General features: G+C 71.5%; 12 protein-coding genes. 5 read left to right on the forward strand and 7 right to left on the reverse strand.

The window, feature by feature from the left end; all coding sequences use genetic code 11:
- Nucleotides 1–49: 49 nt before the first annotated feature.
- The 5 genes from Q1K33_RS05370 to Q1K33_RS05390 all read right to left on the reverse strand — a co-directional run bounded on the left by Q1K33_RS05370 (nucleotide 50) and on the right by Q1K33_RS05390 (nucleotide 5026).
- Nucleotides 50–883 carry a formate dehydrogenase accessory sulfurtransferase FdhD gene (locus Q1K33_RS05370; RefSeq protein ID WP_300401430.1) on the reverse strand — a complete coding sequence of 278 codons (834 nt, stop codon included), beginning with the start codon at nucleotides 881–883 and terminating at the stop codon, nucleotides 50–52.
- Nucleotides 884–885: 2 nt separating this feature from the next.
- Entirely contained in the window at nucleotides 886–3345 is a 2460-nt protein-coding gene (gene pepN, locus Q1K33_RS05375) for an aminopeptidase N (protein ID WP_300401432.1), read from the reverse strand.
- Nucleotides 3346–3375: 30 nt separating this feature from the next.
- A complete protein-coding gene (locus Q1K33_RS05380) occupies nucleotides 3376–3522 on the reverse strand; it encodes a hypothetical protein (RefSeq protein WP_300401434.1) in 147 nt (48 codons plus the stop codon).
- A 129-nt stretch (nucleotides 3523–3651) separates the two neighbouring features.
- Nucleotides 3652–4650 carry an NADP-dependent oxidoreductase gene (locus tag Q1K33_RS05385; protein ID WP_300401436.1) on the reverse strand — a complete coding sequence of 333 codons (999 nt, stop codon included), beginning with the start codon at nucleotides 4648–4650 and terminating at the stop codon, nucleotides 3652–3654.
- Nucleotides 4651–4744: 94 nt separating this feature from the next.
- Nucleotides 4745–5026, reverse strand: coding sequence for a Fe-S cluster assembly protein HesB (locus Q1K33_RS05390; protein ID WP_300401438.1), 282 nt, complete (start codon nucleotides 5024–5026; stop codon nucleotides 4745–4747).
- Between the two features lie 113 nt (nucleotides 5027–5139).
- On the opposite strand from Q1K33_RS05390, the gene Q1K33_RS05395 reads away from it, so the two are divergent.
- Nucleotides 5140–6027 (forward strand): oxidoreductase, encoded by an 888-nt coding sequence (locus tag Q1K33_RS05395; protein WP_300401440.1) that lies wholly within the window; start codon nucleotides 5140–5142, stop codon nucleotides 6025–6027.
- Here the strand turns inward: Q1K33_RS05395 and Q1K33_RS05400 are convergent.
- A complete protein-coding gene (locus Q1K33_RS05400; RefSeq protein WP_300401442.1) occupies nucleotides 6014–7306 on the reverse strand; it encodes a peptidylprolyl isomerase in 1293 nt (430 codons plus the stop codon). The genes Q1K33_RS05395 and Q1K33_RS05400 overlap by 14 nt on opposite strands.
- Before the next feature lie 45 nt (nucleotides 7307–7351).
- Here Q1K33_RS05400 and Q1K33_RS05405 point away from each other — a divergent pair, with 45 nt between their 5' ends.
- From Q1K33_RS05405 to Q1K33_RS05420, 4 genes are all read left to right on the forward strand, one after another.
- Nucleotides 7352–8221 (forward strand): LLM class F420-dependent oxidoreductase, encoded by an 870-nt coding sequence (locus Q1K33_RS05405; protein WP_300401444.1) that lies wholly within the window; start codon nucleotides 7352–7354, stop codon nucleotides 8219–8221.
- Between the two features lie 168 nt (nucleotides 8222–8389).
- Entirely contained in the window at nucleotides 8390–12376 is a 3987-nt protein-coding gene (locus Q1K33_RS05410; RefSeq protein ID WP_300401446.1) for a M12 family metallo-peptidase, read from the forward strand.
- A gap of 46 nt (nucleotides 12377–12422) precedes the next feature.
- Nucleotides 12423–13151 carry a class E sortase gene (locus Q1K33_RS05415; protein ID WP_300401448.1) on the forward strand — a complete coding sequence of 243 codons (729 nt, stop codon included), beginning with the start codon at nucleotides 12423–12425 and terminating at the stop codon, nucleotides 13149–13151.
- Between the two features lie 154 nt (nucleotides 13152–13305).
- Nucleotides 13306–13614 carry a hypothetical protein gene (locus Q1K33_RS05420; protein ID WP_300401450.1) on the forward strand — a complete coding sequence of 103 codons (309 nt, stop codon included), beginning with the start codon at nucleotides 13306–13308 and terminating at the stop codon, nucleotides 13612–13614.
- Between the two features lie 3 nt (nucleotides 13615–13617).
- On the opposite strand, the gene Q1K33_RS05425 is transcribed toward Q1K33_RS05420, so the two are convergent.
- Nucleotides 13618–14409, reverse strand: a complete 792-nt coding sequence (locus tag Q1K33_RS05425; RefSeq protein ID WP_300401452.1) for an alpha/beta hydrolase — start codon at nucleotides 14407–14409, stop codon at nucleotides 13618–13620.
- Nucleotides 14410–14439: the final 30 nt, after the last annotated feature.

The raw sequence follows: 14439 nt of genomic DNA on the forward strand, positions 1-14439 counted from the left end.
GGTGCGGCCACCGACAACCCGTCGGACCCACGCCGGGACGGGGGCTGTGTCAGGCGTAACGGACCGTCCGGTCGGCCGCGGTGAAGCCGTAGAGCGCCAGGCCCCCTCGCCTGGCCAGCGACGCGGCGAGGCTCGTCGGAGCCCCGACGGCGACCAGGCTGCCGGTCCCCACGGCGAGCGCCTTCTGCACCAGCTCGTAGCCGATGCGGCCACTCACCACGAGGCAGGCCGCGGCCGGCGACTCGCCGGCGAGCACTCGCGCCCCGGTGACCTTGTCGACAGCGTTGTGGCGGCCGACGTCCTCGCGGGCGACGAGCAGCTCGCCCGCTGCGGTGACGAGCGCGGCGGCGTGCACCCCGCCGGTGCGGTCGAACAGGCGTTGCCCCTCCCGCAGCACGGCGGGCAGCCGGCGTACGACCTCGGGGGAGGGCAGCTCGCCGGCCCAGCCGGGGGCCATCCTCGTCAGGGCGGCGTCGATGCTGTCGGTGCCGCAGACCCCGCAGGCCGACGAGCCGGCGGAGAGTGCTTCGTACTGGTGCGGGACGTGGTCGGGTGCCCTGTCCAGGGCCACCGTCACGACGTTGAAGTCCTGCTCGGGGCTCAGTGCTGCGTCAGTGCAGTAGGCGACACCGGCGACCCCACCGGGAGCGGCGACGAGACCCTCGTGGACCGCCCACCCGGCCGCCAGCTCGAAGTCGTGGCCGGGGGTCCGCATCGTGACCCACACGCGTCTGGCGGGGGCGCCGGGCCACTCCAGGCGTACCTCCAGCGGTTCCTCGGTGATCAACCGGTCCTCGCGCTCGCTGGTGCGCTGGGCCCTTGACTCGGTGACGCGGACCCGGGTGGTGGGTCCAGGCCTGCGTGCTCGCTCGTCCACGGGCATGGTCAGTGCTTCGGGAACGCAGCACGCACGGCGAGCTTGCGGTGGGCAGCGTCGAGCTGATCGACCACCCTGCGGCGTACGGCGCCGGGCAGGGCGTCATCGTCGGCCAGGGGGCGCAGCAGGGCCAAGGAGGCCTCGTCGACGTGCGACGCCGGGAAGTAGGCCTCGGCGACGACGGCCTGCATCCAGCCGCTGTGCACGTCGGCGATGCCGGCCAGGTCGGTCACGTAGCGCTGGACGTAGGGGTGGGTGACGTCCTCGTGTCCGGCTCGCCACAGACCGCGGCCGGCGGCCTCGAGCTCGTAGTTGGCCACCGAGACCTCACCGGTGAACCGCGCCCAGGCCCAGGCCTTGGCCTCGGGCGTGGGCAGCGAGGCCACGGCGCGGCTGTGCATCACCTGGGTGAAGACTGTCGGCTCGTCGGCCAGCGCGGTGTCGAGCGTCGCCTGGTCGGTGTCGCCGAGGACGGCGAGCTGGGTGAGGAGTCGCCAGCGCAGGTCGACGTCCAGGTCGATGCCATCGGGCAGGTCGGACCCGGCGAGCCACCGATGGAGGCGAGCCGGGTCGTCGGTGGTGCTGACCACCCAGCGGAACGACGAGAGCTGGAGCTCGTCGCCGGCCTGCGTCTCGGCGAGGCGGTCACGCGCCGCGACGTGGATCCGCGCCAGGGCTCCGGGGGAAGCGGCCGGGACGACCTCACCCATCACCCACGGCTTGGTCTGGCGCAGCGTGTCCTCGGTGTCCTCGACGGGCAGCCGCGCCTCGAGCAGGTCGACCACCGCGTCGGGGTCGATCGCGGCGACGGAGAACCCGCTCTTGAGGTTATTCCAGATGGCGGCCTGCACGCGGGTGTCGGTGACCTCCGGCAGGACGTCGACCAGGGCGCGCACCGTGGTGGCGTCCGGGACGTAGACCCCCCAGCTCTCCTCTCGCGGGTCGATCACCAGGGCGGTCGCCTCGCTCGCCCCGGCCAGGGTCTCGGCGGGCAGCGGGGTCTCGTCGCTCGTCACGTCGAGCGCCGTCTCCCCGCCGTCGGGGAGCCGCAGGATGGGGAGCCGGTGGGTGCGCTCGGCGGGGTGCTCGGCGGGGGAGCGGCGCTCGAGCACCGCACGGGCTCGGTCGAGTCGGAGGACGTCGGCGCCGGCGGTGCGCAGCCACTGCTCGGTGACGCCGGAGAGGTCACCGGCCCCGGCACGCTCCCAGCTGGCGAACAGGTCGTGCATCGTGGCGTTGCCGAACCGGTTGCGGGTGAAGTGGTCGATCGCGCCCGCGACGAAGACCTCGTCACCGAGGCTGGTGGCGAGCTGCTTGAGGATGCTCGAGCCCTTGGCGTACGAGATGCCGTCGAAGTTCTGCAGGGCCAGGAGCGCGTCCTCGGCACCGTTGCCGGCGACCGGGTGAGTGCTGGGCTTCTGGTCGGCGCCCAGGCCCCACTGCCGTCGTGACCAGGACACGTGCGTCCAGGCGTCGTCGTACTGCGTGACGTCCGCGGTCACCCGGTTGCCCATGTACTCGGCGAAGGACTCGTTGAGCCAGAGGTCGTCCCACCACTTCGGCGTCACGATGTTGCCGAACCACTGGTGCGCCATCTCGTGCGCGATCGTGGTGGCGCGTTGGATTCGCAGGCCCCGGGTGACGCGGGTGTCGAAGACGAGCTGGTCGCGGAAGGTGACGCAGCCGGGGTTCTCCATCGCTCCGGCGTTGAACTCGGGCACGAACGCCTGGTGGTAGTCGCCGAACGGGTAGCGGATGCCGAAGAGCCGGTGGAACTCGTCGAAGCACTGACCGGTCATCTCGAAGAGCTCGTCGGCGTCCGCGTCGAGGGCGTCCGCGAGGCTGGCCCGGCAGCTCAGGCCCAGCGGGATGCCGTCGTGCTCGGAGCGCAGCAGGTGGTACGGGCCCGCGACGAGCGTGACGAAGTACGTCGACAGGGGCTGCGTCGGGCCGAGCTCCCACTCGCCGTCCCCACCCGTCGCGGGCGCGTTGCCGACGACGATCCAGTCCTCGGGTGCGCGCACGTGCCAGGTGTACGGCGCCTTGAGGTCGGGCTGGTCGAAGCAGGCGAAGATCGTCGGCGCCGCGTCCATGAAGCTCATCCCGTAGACGTAGGCCTTCGCGTCGACCGGGTCGACGTGGCGGTGCAGGCCCTCGCCGTCGTTGCGGAACGGCATCGTCGCCTCGACGACAAGCACGTTGTGGCCGGCCACCGTGTCCAGCGGGAAGCGTCCACGGTCGAGGAGGTCCACGTCCAGGGACCGGTCGTTGAGACGCACCGAAGCCAGGTGGGTCGGCTTCAGGTCGAGGAAGGTCGCCCCGCCCCGGCTCTCGAACTCGACCCGGGTGACCGACGCGAAGGTCGTCTCGCTCGCGGCGAGGTCGAGGCTGACGTCGTACGACGTGACGTCGAGGAGGTCGAAGCGCTCCTGGGCCTCGGTCTGACGAAGACTCTGGGTGGCACTCACCCCGCCCACCCTAGGACCGTGGCCAACTGCTCACCTCGGCGAGGCGAAGTCCTGCACCCAGTAGTGCCCGTACGTCGAGTCGGGGTCGTAGGCGTAGCCGGCGAGTCGTGTGCCCGAGCCCGGTGCATGGACCGGTCTCAGGCACACGACCCTGCCGTAGGCGGTCGACTCACTCATCCGACGCGATCCGCGCGCGGCAACCGACTCGTGAGTCGTCGACCGCAAGGCCAGCAACGGCAGGAGGACCTTTGCGTGGCCCAGTGGCAATCGAGTCGCCGACCTTGGTGTCGGCCCGGCGCAGCTCCCTCAGAGTCGGACCAGCATCTTGCCGACGTTCGCGCCGGTGCCCAGTCCGAGGAACGCGTCGACGGTCTGGTCGAGCCCGTCGACGAAGGTCTCGCGGTAGGTCACCTCGCCGGAGGCCAGCCACGGACCCACGGTCTTGTAGAACTCGCCGGCCAGGTCGGCGTGGTCGGTGACGATGAAGCCGCGCAGGGTCAGGCGCTTCTGGATGGCCATCATCATGTTGCGCGGTCCGGGGAGCGGCTCGGTGGTGTCGTACCCGGCGATGGCCCCGCACAGCGCGAGGCGGCCGAAGTCGGCCATGTGGAAGATCGCGGCCTCGAGATGGTCCCCGCCGACATTGTCGAAGTACACGTCCACCGGCGCATGGGCGCCCAGCTGCTTGGCCACCGACGCGTCGCGGTAGTTGAAGGCGGCGTCGAAGCCGAGCTCGTCGGTCAGCCAGCTGACCTTCTCCGCGGTGCCGGCCGAGCCGACGACCTTCGCGGCTCCCAGCTTCTTGGCGACCTGGCCCGCGATGGAGCCGACGGCACCGGCGGCACCGGAGACGAAGACCGTCTCGCCCTCACGCAGCCGTCCGATGGCGGTCAGACCGGCGTACGCCGTCAGGCCGGGCATGCCGAGCGCGCCCAGGTAGGCGGAGGCCGGGGCCAGCGTCGTGTCGAGGGCGCGCACCTCGCCGGCGGGAAGCAGGGCGTGCTCACGCCACCCGGCCATGTGCTGCACGACGGTGCCGACCGGCACGGACTCCGAGGCGGACTCCTCGACGACGCCGACGGCGCCACCCTCGAGGGGAGCGTCCAGCGCGAACGGCGGGACGTAGGACTTCACGTCGTTCATCCGCCCGCGCATGTACGGGTCGACCGACAGCACGGAGTTGCGCACCAGTACCTGGCCCTCGGCCGGGGCCTCCAGGGTGGTCTCGACCGTACGGAAGTTGTCGGCGACGGGCGTGCCCTGAGGACGTGAGGCGAGGTGGATCTCGCGCGTGGTGGTGGTCATTCGTTCGATCCTGCCAGGTGGGTCCGCGGACGCGACGAGCCCCCGGCCGGATGGCCGGGGGCTCGTCGATGCTCAGCGCTGAGCGCGCGAGAGATCAGGGCTGTACGGCGAGCGCGAACTCGACCTGGCCCTGCTCGTCGACGGCGGCGTCGAGGATCTTGTCGTCCAGGACGACGGCAGCCTGCTCGTCGAGGTACAGCGTGGCTCCGGCCTGCTCGACGACCTTGTCGGCGGGCTCGGGGTTGTCGGTGGCCGCGATCGCGAACGACGACTGGTCGCCCTCGCTGGTGATGCGCAGCCCGGCGGACTCGGGGAGCCCGGGCTGGGTGGTGATCTCGCGGACGATCGTGCTGGCGTTCTCGGTGAGGGTGAGCATGGCTCGCCTTCCGTTGGAAGTTCAGGACTCCTCCACCGTTGCGGACCTGGGCCCTGCGTTCAAGGGCAGTGGCTTTCCGGGCGTGTCGATGTGGCGCATGCCACGCTGAGACCATGAGCGCTCGCATACCCCCGCAGGTGGGCCGCCGCTTCGTGGTGACCGGTGCCAACAGCGGGGTCGGCCTCGAGACCGCGAGGGCCCTGGTCGGCGCCGGAGCACACGTCGTCCTCGCGTGCCGCAGCCCCGACAGGGGCGAGCGGGCCGCCGCGGACCTCACCGGGCCGGGGGAGGCCGAGGTCCGCGCCCTCGACGTCTCCGACCTGTCGTCGGTGCGCGCCTTCGCCGCCGAGGTGGGCGCGGTCGACGTCCTGGTCAACAACGCCGGGGTCATGGGAGTCCCCTTCTCGCACAGCCCCGACGGTGTGGAGCTGCACTTCGCCACCAACCACCTGGGGCACTTCGCTCTCACCAACCTGCTGCTCGATCGCCTCACCGACCGCGTCGTGGTGGTCAGCTCGATCGCCCACCGCCGCGCCGAGCTCGACGTCGACGACCTCGACTGGAGCCGTCGCGGCTACGCGGCCTTCGCCGCCTACGCCCAGTCCAAGCTGGCCAACCTGCTCTTCCTCGCCGAGCTGCAGCGGCGCCTGACCGCTGCCGGGTCGACGCTGCGGGCCACCGGGGCACACCCGGGCAGCACGGCGACGGGCATCACCGGGCACACCGGACGCGGGTGGGCGACGGCCGTCGGCGGGTGGGGCCATGGCCTGGTCGGGATGAGCCCGGCCGAAGGGGCGTTGTCGACGCTCTACGCCGCCACGATGGACGTCCCGGGCAACACCTACGTCGGTCCCGGCAAGCTGCGCGAGATGCGCGGCCGACCGACGGCGGTCGGACGCAGCCGTGCGGCGCTCGACCCCGACCTCGCCAAGAAGCTGTGGTGCCGCTCCGAGGAGCTGAGCGGCACGTCGTTCGGGTGCGGGCCGGTCAGCCCACCGTGACGCCGCTGATCCGCACGGTCGTCTTGGGCTGACCGTCCCCGCCGCCGCCCTTGACGCCGGCGGCCGCGACCTTGTTCAGCACCTTCAGCCCGGCGGGAGCGATCGAGCCGAAGACGGTGTAGGCCGGGGAGAGCTGCGAGTCGCCGTACACCATGAAGAACTGCGAGCCGTTGGTGTTGGGCCCGGCGTTGGCCATGGCGAGGGTGTCCTTGCCGTAGGTCTCGGTGCCGTCGAGCTCGTCGGCGAACGAGTAGCCGGGACCGCCGGCGCCGGTGCCGGTCGGGTCGCCGCACTGCAGGACGCGCAGCCCCTCGGTGGTGAGCCGGTGGCACGTCGTGGAGTCGAAGAACCTCTGGTCGGCCAGCGAGAGGAACGAGTTGACGGTGCAGGGGGCGTTCGCGGCGTCCAGGGTCACCGGGATGACGCCGGCCGAGGTGCGGATGCGGGCGGAGACCTCGGTCGTCTCGGTCGGCTCCGAGGGCGGTACGTCGGCGGAGCCCGAGCCGTCCTCGCTGTAGGTGCAGCTCGCCTCCGTCGCCGGCGAGGTCGGCTGTGCGGGGTCGCCCGGGGTGGCGTCGCCGATCTCGGCGAAGTCGATGTCGACCGGGTCGGCGGGGGCGCCGTCGCCACTGCCGTCCGCGGTGCCCTTCTCCGCGAGGCTGCGCAGCACCTCGAGGCCGTCGGGGCTGACCTCGCCGAAGACCGTGTAGGCCGCGGGCAGCTGGGAGTCCTCGTAGACCAGGAAGAACTGCGACCCGTTGGTGTTGGGCCCGGCGTTGGCCATCGCGAGCGTGCCGGCCGGGTAGGTCTCCGCGCCACTCAGCTCGTCGGCGAACGAGTACCCCGGCCCGCCGGCGCCGGTGCCGTCCGGGTCGCCGCACTGCAGCACGAAGATGCCCGAGGTGGTCAGGCGGTGGCAGGTGGTGTCGTCGAAGTAGGCCTGGGAGGCGAGCGAGGTGAACGAGTTGACCGTGCACGGGGCGGCCGCGGCGTCCAGGGTCACGTCGACGTCGCCGACGTTGGTCGCCAGGGTCGCCTCGACGCTCCCGTTGTAGGCCGCGGTCTCGGCCGGCGGGTCGACGGTCTTCGACGGCGAGGTGGTCTGCACGTAGGTGCAGCTCGCTCCGGCGGCGTCGCTGGGCTGGGGGGAGTGGGTGCGCGAGGCGCTGCTCGGGTCCGCGGCACTCGTCGGGTCGCCGCCGTCGTTGTCGTCCCCACAGGCCGTCACGCCGAGCACCAGCACCAGTGCGGCCACGACGCCGCTGAACCGCTTCACCATGCGCACGATCCTAGGGGGGTGGCGGTGGTGGCTACCGTCGGGTACATGCGACTGGGAGTGCACTACGCCAACTTCACCCACCCCGACTGGGCCACGACCCTCGAGGACCGGCTCACCGAGACCGCGCGGGTCGCCGACCAGGGCGGTGTCTCGCTCTTCACGGTGATGGATCACTGGTTCCAGATGGAGAACCTCGGCGGCCCCGAGCAACCCATGCTGGAGGGTTACACGACCCTGGGCTACCTCGCCGCGGTGACCGAGCGGGTGCGGCTCAGCCTGCTGGTGACGGGGGTGACCTACCGCCATCCCGGGTTGCTCGCCAAGACCGTCACCACCCTGGACCGGCTCTCCCGCGGCCGCGCCATGCTCGGCATCGGCGCGGCCTGGTACGACCGTGAGCACGCCGGTCTCGGCATCCCCTTCCCGTCGACCTCGGAGCGCTTCGAGCGGCTCGAGGAGACGCTCCAGGTGTGCCTGCAGATGTGGAGTCCGAACGACGGCCCGTACGACGGTGCTCACTTCCAGCTGGCCGAGACCGTCAACGTCCCGCCGCCGTACGGCGACCCGCACCCCCCGATCCTGGTCGGCGGATCGGGGGAGCGCAAGACCCTGCGCCTGGTCGCCCAGTACGCCCAGATGTGCAACCTGTTCGGCGAGTCGACCGACGCCGTCGCCCACAAGCTGGACGTGCTGCGCCGGCACTGCGAGGCCCTCGGCACCGACTACGACGCGATCGAGAAGTCGATCATCCTGATGGCCGACCCCGCGGGAGACCCGGACGGCTTCCTGCGCGAGATGGAGACCTACGCCGCGTTGGGCATCGACACGGTCTGTGTCGGTCCCGCCGACGAGGACCCCGTCGCGTGGACCACCGCCGTGTGCGAGCGGGTCGTGCCGCGCCTCGACCTCGTGTGACGCCGCACGAGGAGCTATACCCCCGGCAGTAAGAACCCTGCTCCTCCCCGTGTCCGGGCCGTAACAAAATTGTGATTTCGCCCCCGTAGCCGGAGAGGATGAGTCACGTTGTCCCTCACGACGGCCCCCCGCCGTGCAGCGCCCATCGTCTCGTGAGGACCACCTTCAGTGATCGCCAGTCGTCTCTCCCGTCGTCTCCTCAGCACCCTCGCCGGAGGGGCGACCGCGATGGCGGCGCTCGCCGTCGTCCCGGGCGCGACCGCGCCCGTCGACGCCGCGCCCTCCGAGGTGGCCCCATCGCTGGTCGGGGGACTGTGGAGCCCGATCTCCGAGGCCCTTCCCGCCGAGCGCGACGGCATGGCCAGGTCGGTCGACCCCAGCACCTACGCCGCCTACCGGCTCGACCTGCCTGAGCTCGGCCGGCGCCTGGCGGCCAGCCCGCCAGCAGCCCGGGCGAGGGCCACGCCCGCGACGATCTCCATCCCCGCGCCCAGCGGCGAGCTGGTCCGCTTCGCGGTGCGTGAGGTCGAGGTGATGGAGCCCGGTCTGGCCGCAGCCCGCCCCGACATCTCGACGTACGCCGGGCGCAGCATCACCGGGCCGCCGGCCAGCATCCGCCTCGACACCACCCCGCTCGGCTTCCACGCCTCCGTGCGCGGCGCCAGCGGCTCCTGGTATGTCGATCCCGCCTACATCGGCGCGGATCAGGGCGCCGAGGCGCCGTACCTCTCCTACGACGGCCGCGCCCTCCCGGCGCCGGAGAAGCCGCTGATCGAGCCGGAGGCGATTCCCACCGACGGCGGTGGCCGCCTGGTCAAGGGCGCCGAGGCACCGCGGATCGGCGAGGGACCCGGCAACGCCGTGACGGCGCGGACCTACCGGATCGCCTTCGCCACCGACCCGTCCTACTCCGCCTACTTCGCACCCGACGCGACCACGGACGAGGAGTTCAACCTCCTGGTCACCGCCGCCAAGGTGACCCTGATGAACCGGGTCAACCAGATCTACGGCGACGACACGTCCCTGCAGATGGTGCTCGTCGACGAGACCGACAAGACCAACTTCAACACCGCGGCCGACGCCTTCGAGGCAGGAGGGCCGTGCGGCGCCACCGCCTGCTACGACGCGGCGATCGAGACTGACGGCTGCTCCAGCGACCTGCTCAACCGCAACCGGCTCGTGCTCGGACAGGTGATCGGCGCCGAGAACTTCGACGTGGGTCACATCGGCCTGGGCATCAACGGCGGAGGCATCGCCGCCCTCGGCGTCGTCGGACTGGACGGCAAGGCGCGCGGCTGCACCGGGCTGCCGTTCCCCGTCGGCGACTTCTACGCGATTGACTACGTGGCCCACGAGATCGGCCACCAGTTCGCCGGGAACCACACCTTCAACGGCCTCAACGGCAGCTGCGCGGCCACCAACCGCAACGCCGACACCTCCGTCGAGCCCGGCTCCGGCTCGTCGGTGATGGCCTACGCCGGCATCTGCGCCCAGGACGACCTGCAGCCGCACACCGACCCCTACTTCAGCCAGCGGAGCCAGACCGAGATCGGCGACCACGTCCTCAGCTCCTTCGCCGACCTGAACGAGATCGAGTCGGTCCTGCTCACCGACTTCGGTGCCGTCGACTCCTTCCGGCTCGACTTCGCGGACTACGGCGTGACTGCCCCGATCACCAACGGCACGAACTACTCGACGACCGGGATCAAGGCCGCTGTCGAGGCCGTCACCGGAGCCACGGTCACCGTCGCCGCCCACTTCGACGCCGGCGGCTTCGACACCACGGGCTTCCAGCTGACCTTCTCCGGAGCGCTGGCCGGTACGGCGATCGCCAACCCGACGCTCGAGGTCCTCGCGGGCGACTTCGCAGCCGTGGTCAACGACGTCCGACAGGGCGGCCCCGCCGCCAACGGAGGGAACAGCTCGGTCGTCTCTGACAACCACGTCCCCACCGTCACCGCCCCCGAGGCGCGCACGATCCCGATACAGACCCCGTTCGAGCTGACCGGAGCGGGGGAGGACGTCGACGGCGGCGACCTGCTCTACCTGTGGGAGCAGAACGACGAAGGCCCCGGCATCAGCCTCGTCGGCGTCGGCACACCCCTTCCGAGCAACGGTCGAGTATCCGGTCCGCTGTTCCGCGTCTTCGGCGCCTATGCCGACGTGAGCCTCGAGGACTCGATCACGTACCTCTCGCCCGGTCAGAACGCGGCGGGCACGACACCGACCCGTACGTTCCCCGACATCGAGCAGGTCATCGCTGGCTCGACCAATGCCGAGACCGGCTTCTGCCCGGCCTCCGTGGCCCAGGAAGCGCTGGAGGACGGCCCGGTCCTGGAGTGCTACTCCGAGATGCTGCCGACGGCCACTTACCTGGGTGGCGCCCTGGACCGGACGATGAACTTCCGTCTCACCGCCCGCGACCTCGGCGGTGACATCGGGTACGACGGCGGGACCAGCTTCGCCGACACCGAGCTGACCGTCAGCGCCCTGGCCGGCCCCTTCCTGGTCGACTCCCAGGCGGACGCCACCACGGTGGCCGGTGGCGGGGCCGGCACGATCGACTGGGACGCCGCGCGCACCGACACGCTGGGCCTCGCCGACGACGTCACCATCACCCTGTCCACCGACGGCGGACGGACCTACCCGATCACGCTGCTCGAGTCGACGCCGAACGACGGCAGCGTGGACATCACCTGGCCGAACGTCTCCACGACGGAGGCTCGGGTGAAGGTGGCTGCTGTCGACAACTACTTCTTCGACATCAACGATGCCGACATCACCATCGAGGCCGACGACCCCGATCCGTCGCTCACCCTGAGCGGCACGGCCGTCGACGGCGAGTTCAGCGTGCAGTACTCCGACGCGGTCGACCCGGCGCCGGTACTCAGCGCCGAGTCCGCCACCGTCGAGGGTGGCGACATCACGGCGTCGGCCACCGGTCTCCCCGAGGGCCTGAGCCTCGTCAGGACGGCTGCGTCCGAGGATGGTGTGCTGCCCGGCACCGCCACCTTCGAGGTCGTCGGCGAGGCCACCGCCGAGCCCGGCTCGTTCGCGGTCACCGCCACGGTCTCCGACGGCGCGGCGACCGACGCGACAGCCGACCTCACGGTCGAGGTGACCCGCGAGGAGGCCGACGTCGTCTACACCGGCGACACGGCGGTCACCGCGCCGGCAACGTCAGGGACCACCCCGGTGGAGATGAGCGCGCAGGTCACCGCCTCCGACGACGGTGCCTCGGGCGACGTCACGACAGCCACGGTGACCTTCACCGACACGACCACGCAGACCACGCTGTGCGAGGCCGCCCCGGTCGCCCAGACCTCGCCTGGTGTGGGTAGCGCCACCTGCACGGTGACCGCGACGTTCCCCGCCGACGACGGTCGCACCTACAGCGTCGCGCTGGACGTCGCGGGACGCTACGTCGGTGCCTCGGGGGCCGACACGTCGGTGAGCGTCGAGCAGGACGACGTCGTGGCCGACACGACGCCGCCCGAGACCACGATCACCGACGGGCCGCGCAAGGGCAGCTTCGCCCTGGACCGGGCGATCGACTTCGCCTACGAGTCGGAGCCGGGTGCGTCGTACTCCTGCTCCCTCGGCACGCGGGCGGGGGAGTGTCCGGCCGACGGGTCGGTGACGGCGCGTGGCGTGAAGCCTGGCACCTACGACTTCGCGGTCGCGGCGACGGACGCAGCGGGCAACACCGATGCGACCCCGGCCACCCGACGCTTCTCGGTGCCCTTCAACGACCGCAAGCTGAAGAACGTCAAGAAGGCCTGGGACCGCACGAGCAGCGACGGCTCGTTCCGCGGCACCTACCTGGAGGTCGCCGACAAGGGCTCCAGGCTCAAGCTCCGGGTGACCGACGCGGTTTCGATGGCGCTGATCTACCGGCAGGCCCCCGGGCTCGGCGCGGTGGACGTGTTCCTCGGCAAGACCAAGCTGCGGACCATCAAGACGAAGTCGAAGAACACCAAGGTGCGCAAGCTCAGCGGCATCACGAAGTTCTCCTCGCCCACGAGCGGTGTCGTGAAGATCAAGACCCGCAACGGCAAGCGCGTACAGATCGAGGGACTGGGCGTGCGCACCTCCGAGGTGGTCTCGCGTCCCGTCCCCGGCCCGCAGGCGACGCGGGGGAGCTTCGGCTCCTGACGCCGCTGACGCCGCTGGTGTCACCGGGCGTCCTTACGCTGGAGCAATGACACGCACCCAGGGGAGAGCCCGATCGCTGGCAGCGGTCGCGGCTCTCACCCTGGGCGCCGTCCTCGCCGCGTGCGCCGAGGGTGAGCAGGCGGCCCCGGCGTCTCGGGAGACCGCGGCGACGGGGGACCCCGCGTCGCCTGCCACGACTCCAGCACCCGCCCCGAGCCCGACGCCCGAGCCGCCCGAGCCGGCCGTGCAGCCCAGCGACGGCACGGCACGCGACGCGCGGCTCAGCATCCCCGAGCTCGCGATCACCGAGCTGGAGGTGCGCTCGTACGTCGGTCGCACCGACGACGCGCGAGGCCACGCGATCCAGAACACCGGCATCGTGGCGAGCCCGACCGGACCCGAGGGCGGCACCGGCCCCGGGGGAGTGGGCAACTACCAGGTCACCGGCCACCGGACGTCCTCGACGCGGATCTTCGAGTTCCTCCCCGACCTCGAGCGAGGTGATCGCGTGCTGGTCACGGCCGGGCGCACGACGTACGTCTATCGCGTGCGGCGCACGAGGATCACGTCGTTCCGTGAGCCCGCGTCCCTCCGCGCCCAGCGCGCCGAGGTTCCGGGGCGTCCCGGGGTGAGCGCCACCCGGGCGATGATCACCCTGTCGACGTGTCGAACCCCCGAGGACCACGCGGAGGGCAACTACTGGTCCGACGAGTTCGACAACCCCGAGCACCGCATCGACAAGATCGGTGTGCTGGTCAGGACCCGTCCGGCCTGAGCCACGAGCGCTGGGCAGCGGTCACGAGGGGTGCGAAGGCGTCGGCGACGGTCGCACGGCGAGGCGGCACAGGGGGAGCTGTCGCAAATTGCCACGCGCTGCCCACGATCCTGAAAGACTTGCGACTCGTCATCCTGTCAGAGGAGATCCCCCCATGAAGCTCCGCCTGCTGTCCCTTCGCGCCCGTGTGGCCTCGGTCTTCGGTCGAGACTCCCGGAGACTGCGCCACGTCGCGCGTCGACCCGAGCTGGCCACTCACGCCGACATCGAGCTGCTGCTGCGCGCCCACGGCGTCGTGGAGACCAAGGTCTGGGCGGCGCTCGACCACCTGAAGCAGCTGGGCGTCTCCGCGCAGCTCGCGTGGGCGTTCGTCATGGAGTACGACGGTGTCGAGCTGGCCGACACGCTTGTCTCGGGTGCGTGGGGCGCGAAGGGCTCGAGGGCCGGGGTCGCCGAGGCCTAGAGCCTAGGCAGACCCGGCGGTCGCGAGCACCTGCGCGGACAGCAGCGCCGGCCACGCTGCGACCTCCTCCGCCTTCGAGGCCACGGTCAGCGTGCTGCCCGACAGCAGCTCGTGCAGCGCGTTCGCGGTGCTGAGCGGGTGGGTCGGGTCGTCGGCCCACGCGAGGATGTGCGTGGGCACGAGGACCTCGGCGACCGCCTCGGCCGTCGGCAGGTCCGCCAGCGCCGCGCCGCGCAGCAGGCTCGGCAGGAGCTCCTGCAAGACGTCCGGCTGGGTCGGTGGTGCCGCCGGGGCCGCCGGAGGAGAAGCCGCCTCCCGCCCCAGCGCGACGAGGGCGTCCATGCCGTGTGCCTCCACCAGCGCGGCCTGGCTCTCGTAGGTGCCGGCCTGGGCGCGCCTGGACTCCCAGACCGTGGGCGGCACGACCAGGGTGAGTCCGAGGAACCGTCCCGGCTCCCGGATCGCGGCGTGGAGCAGGGTGCCGGTGCCCATGGAGGGCCCGACACCGTGGACCGCCTCCCCGGGACAGACGTCGTCCAGCAGCGCCAGCAGATCGTCGGCCAGGCGCTCCCAGACGTAGTCCTGGGGCACGGGGCGCCCGGTGGAGTGCCCGTGCCCGCGTGCGTCGTAGCGCAGCAGCCGGCCCGAGAACTCGCGTCCGAGGTCCAGACCGAGGACCCGGTCCCGGGTCCTGCTGGAGGTGAGACCGTGCAGCTGCACGACGACCGGACCGCTCGCGTCCTCACCGCTCAGGTCGAAGTCGATGACGGCGCCTGGAACGGTGAGTGAAGACACGGTGACTCCGGGGTCGGTGGCGGGGTCGAA

Source organism: Nocardioides sp. (genome assembly GCF_029937575.1).
GTDB lineage: Bacteria > Actinomycetota > Actinomycetes > Propionibacteriales > Nocardioidaceae > Nocardioides.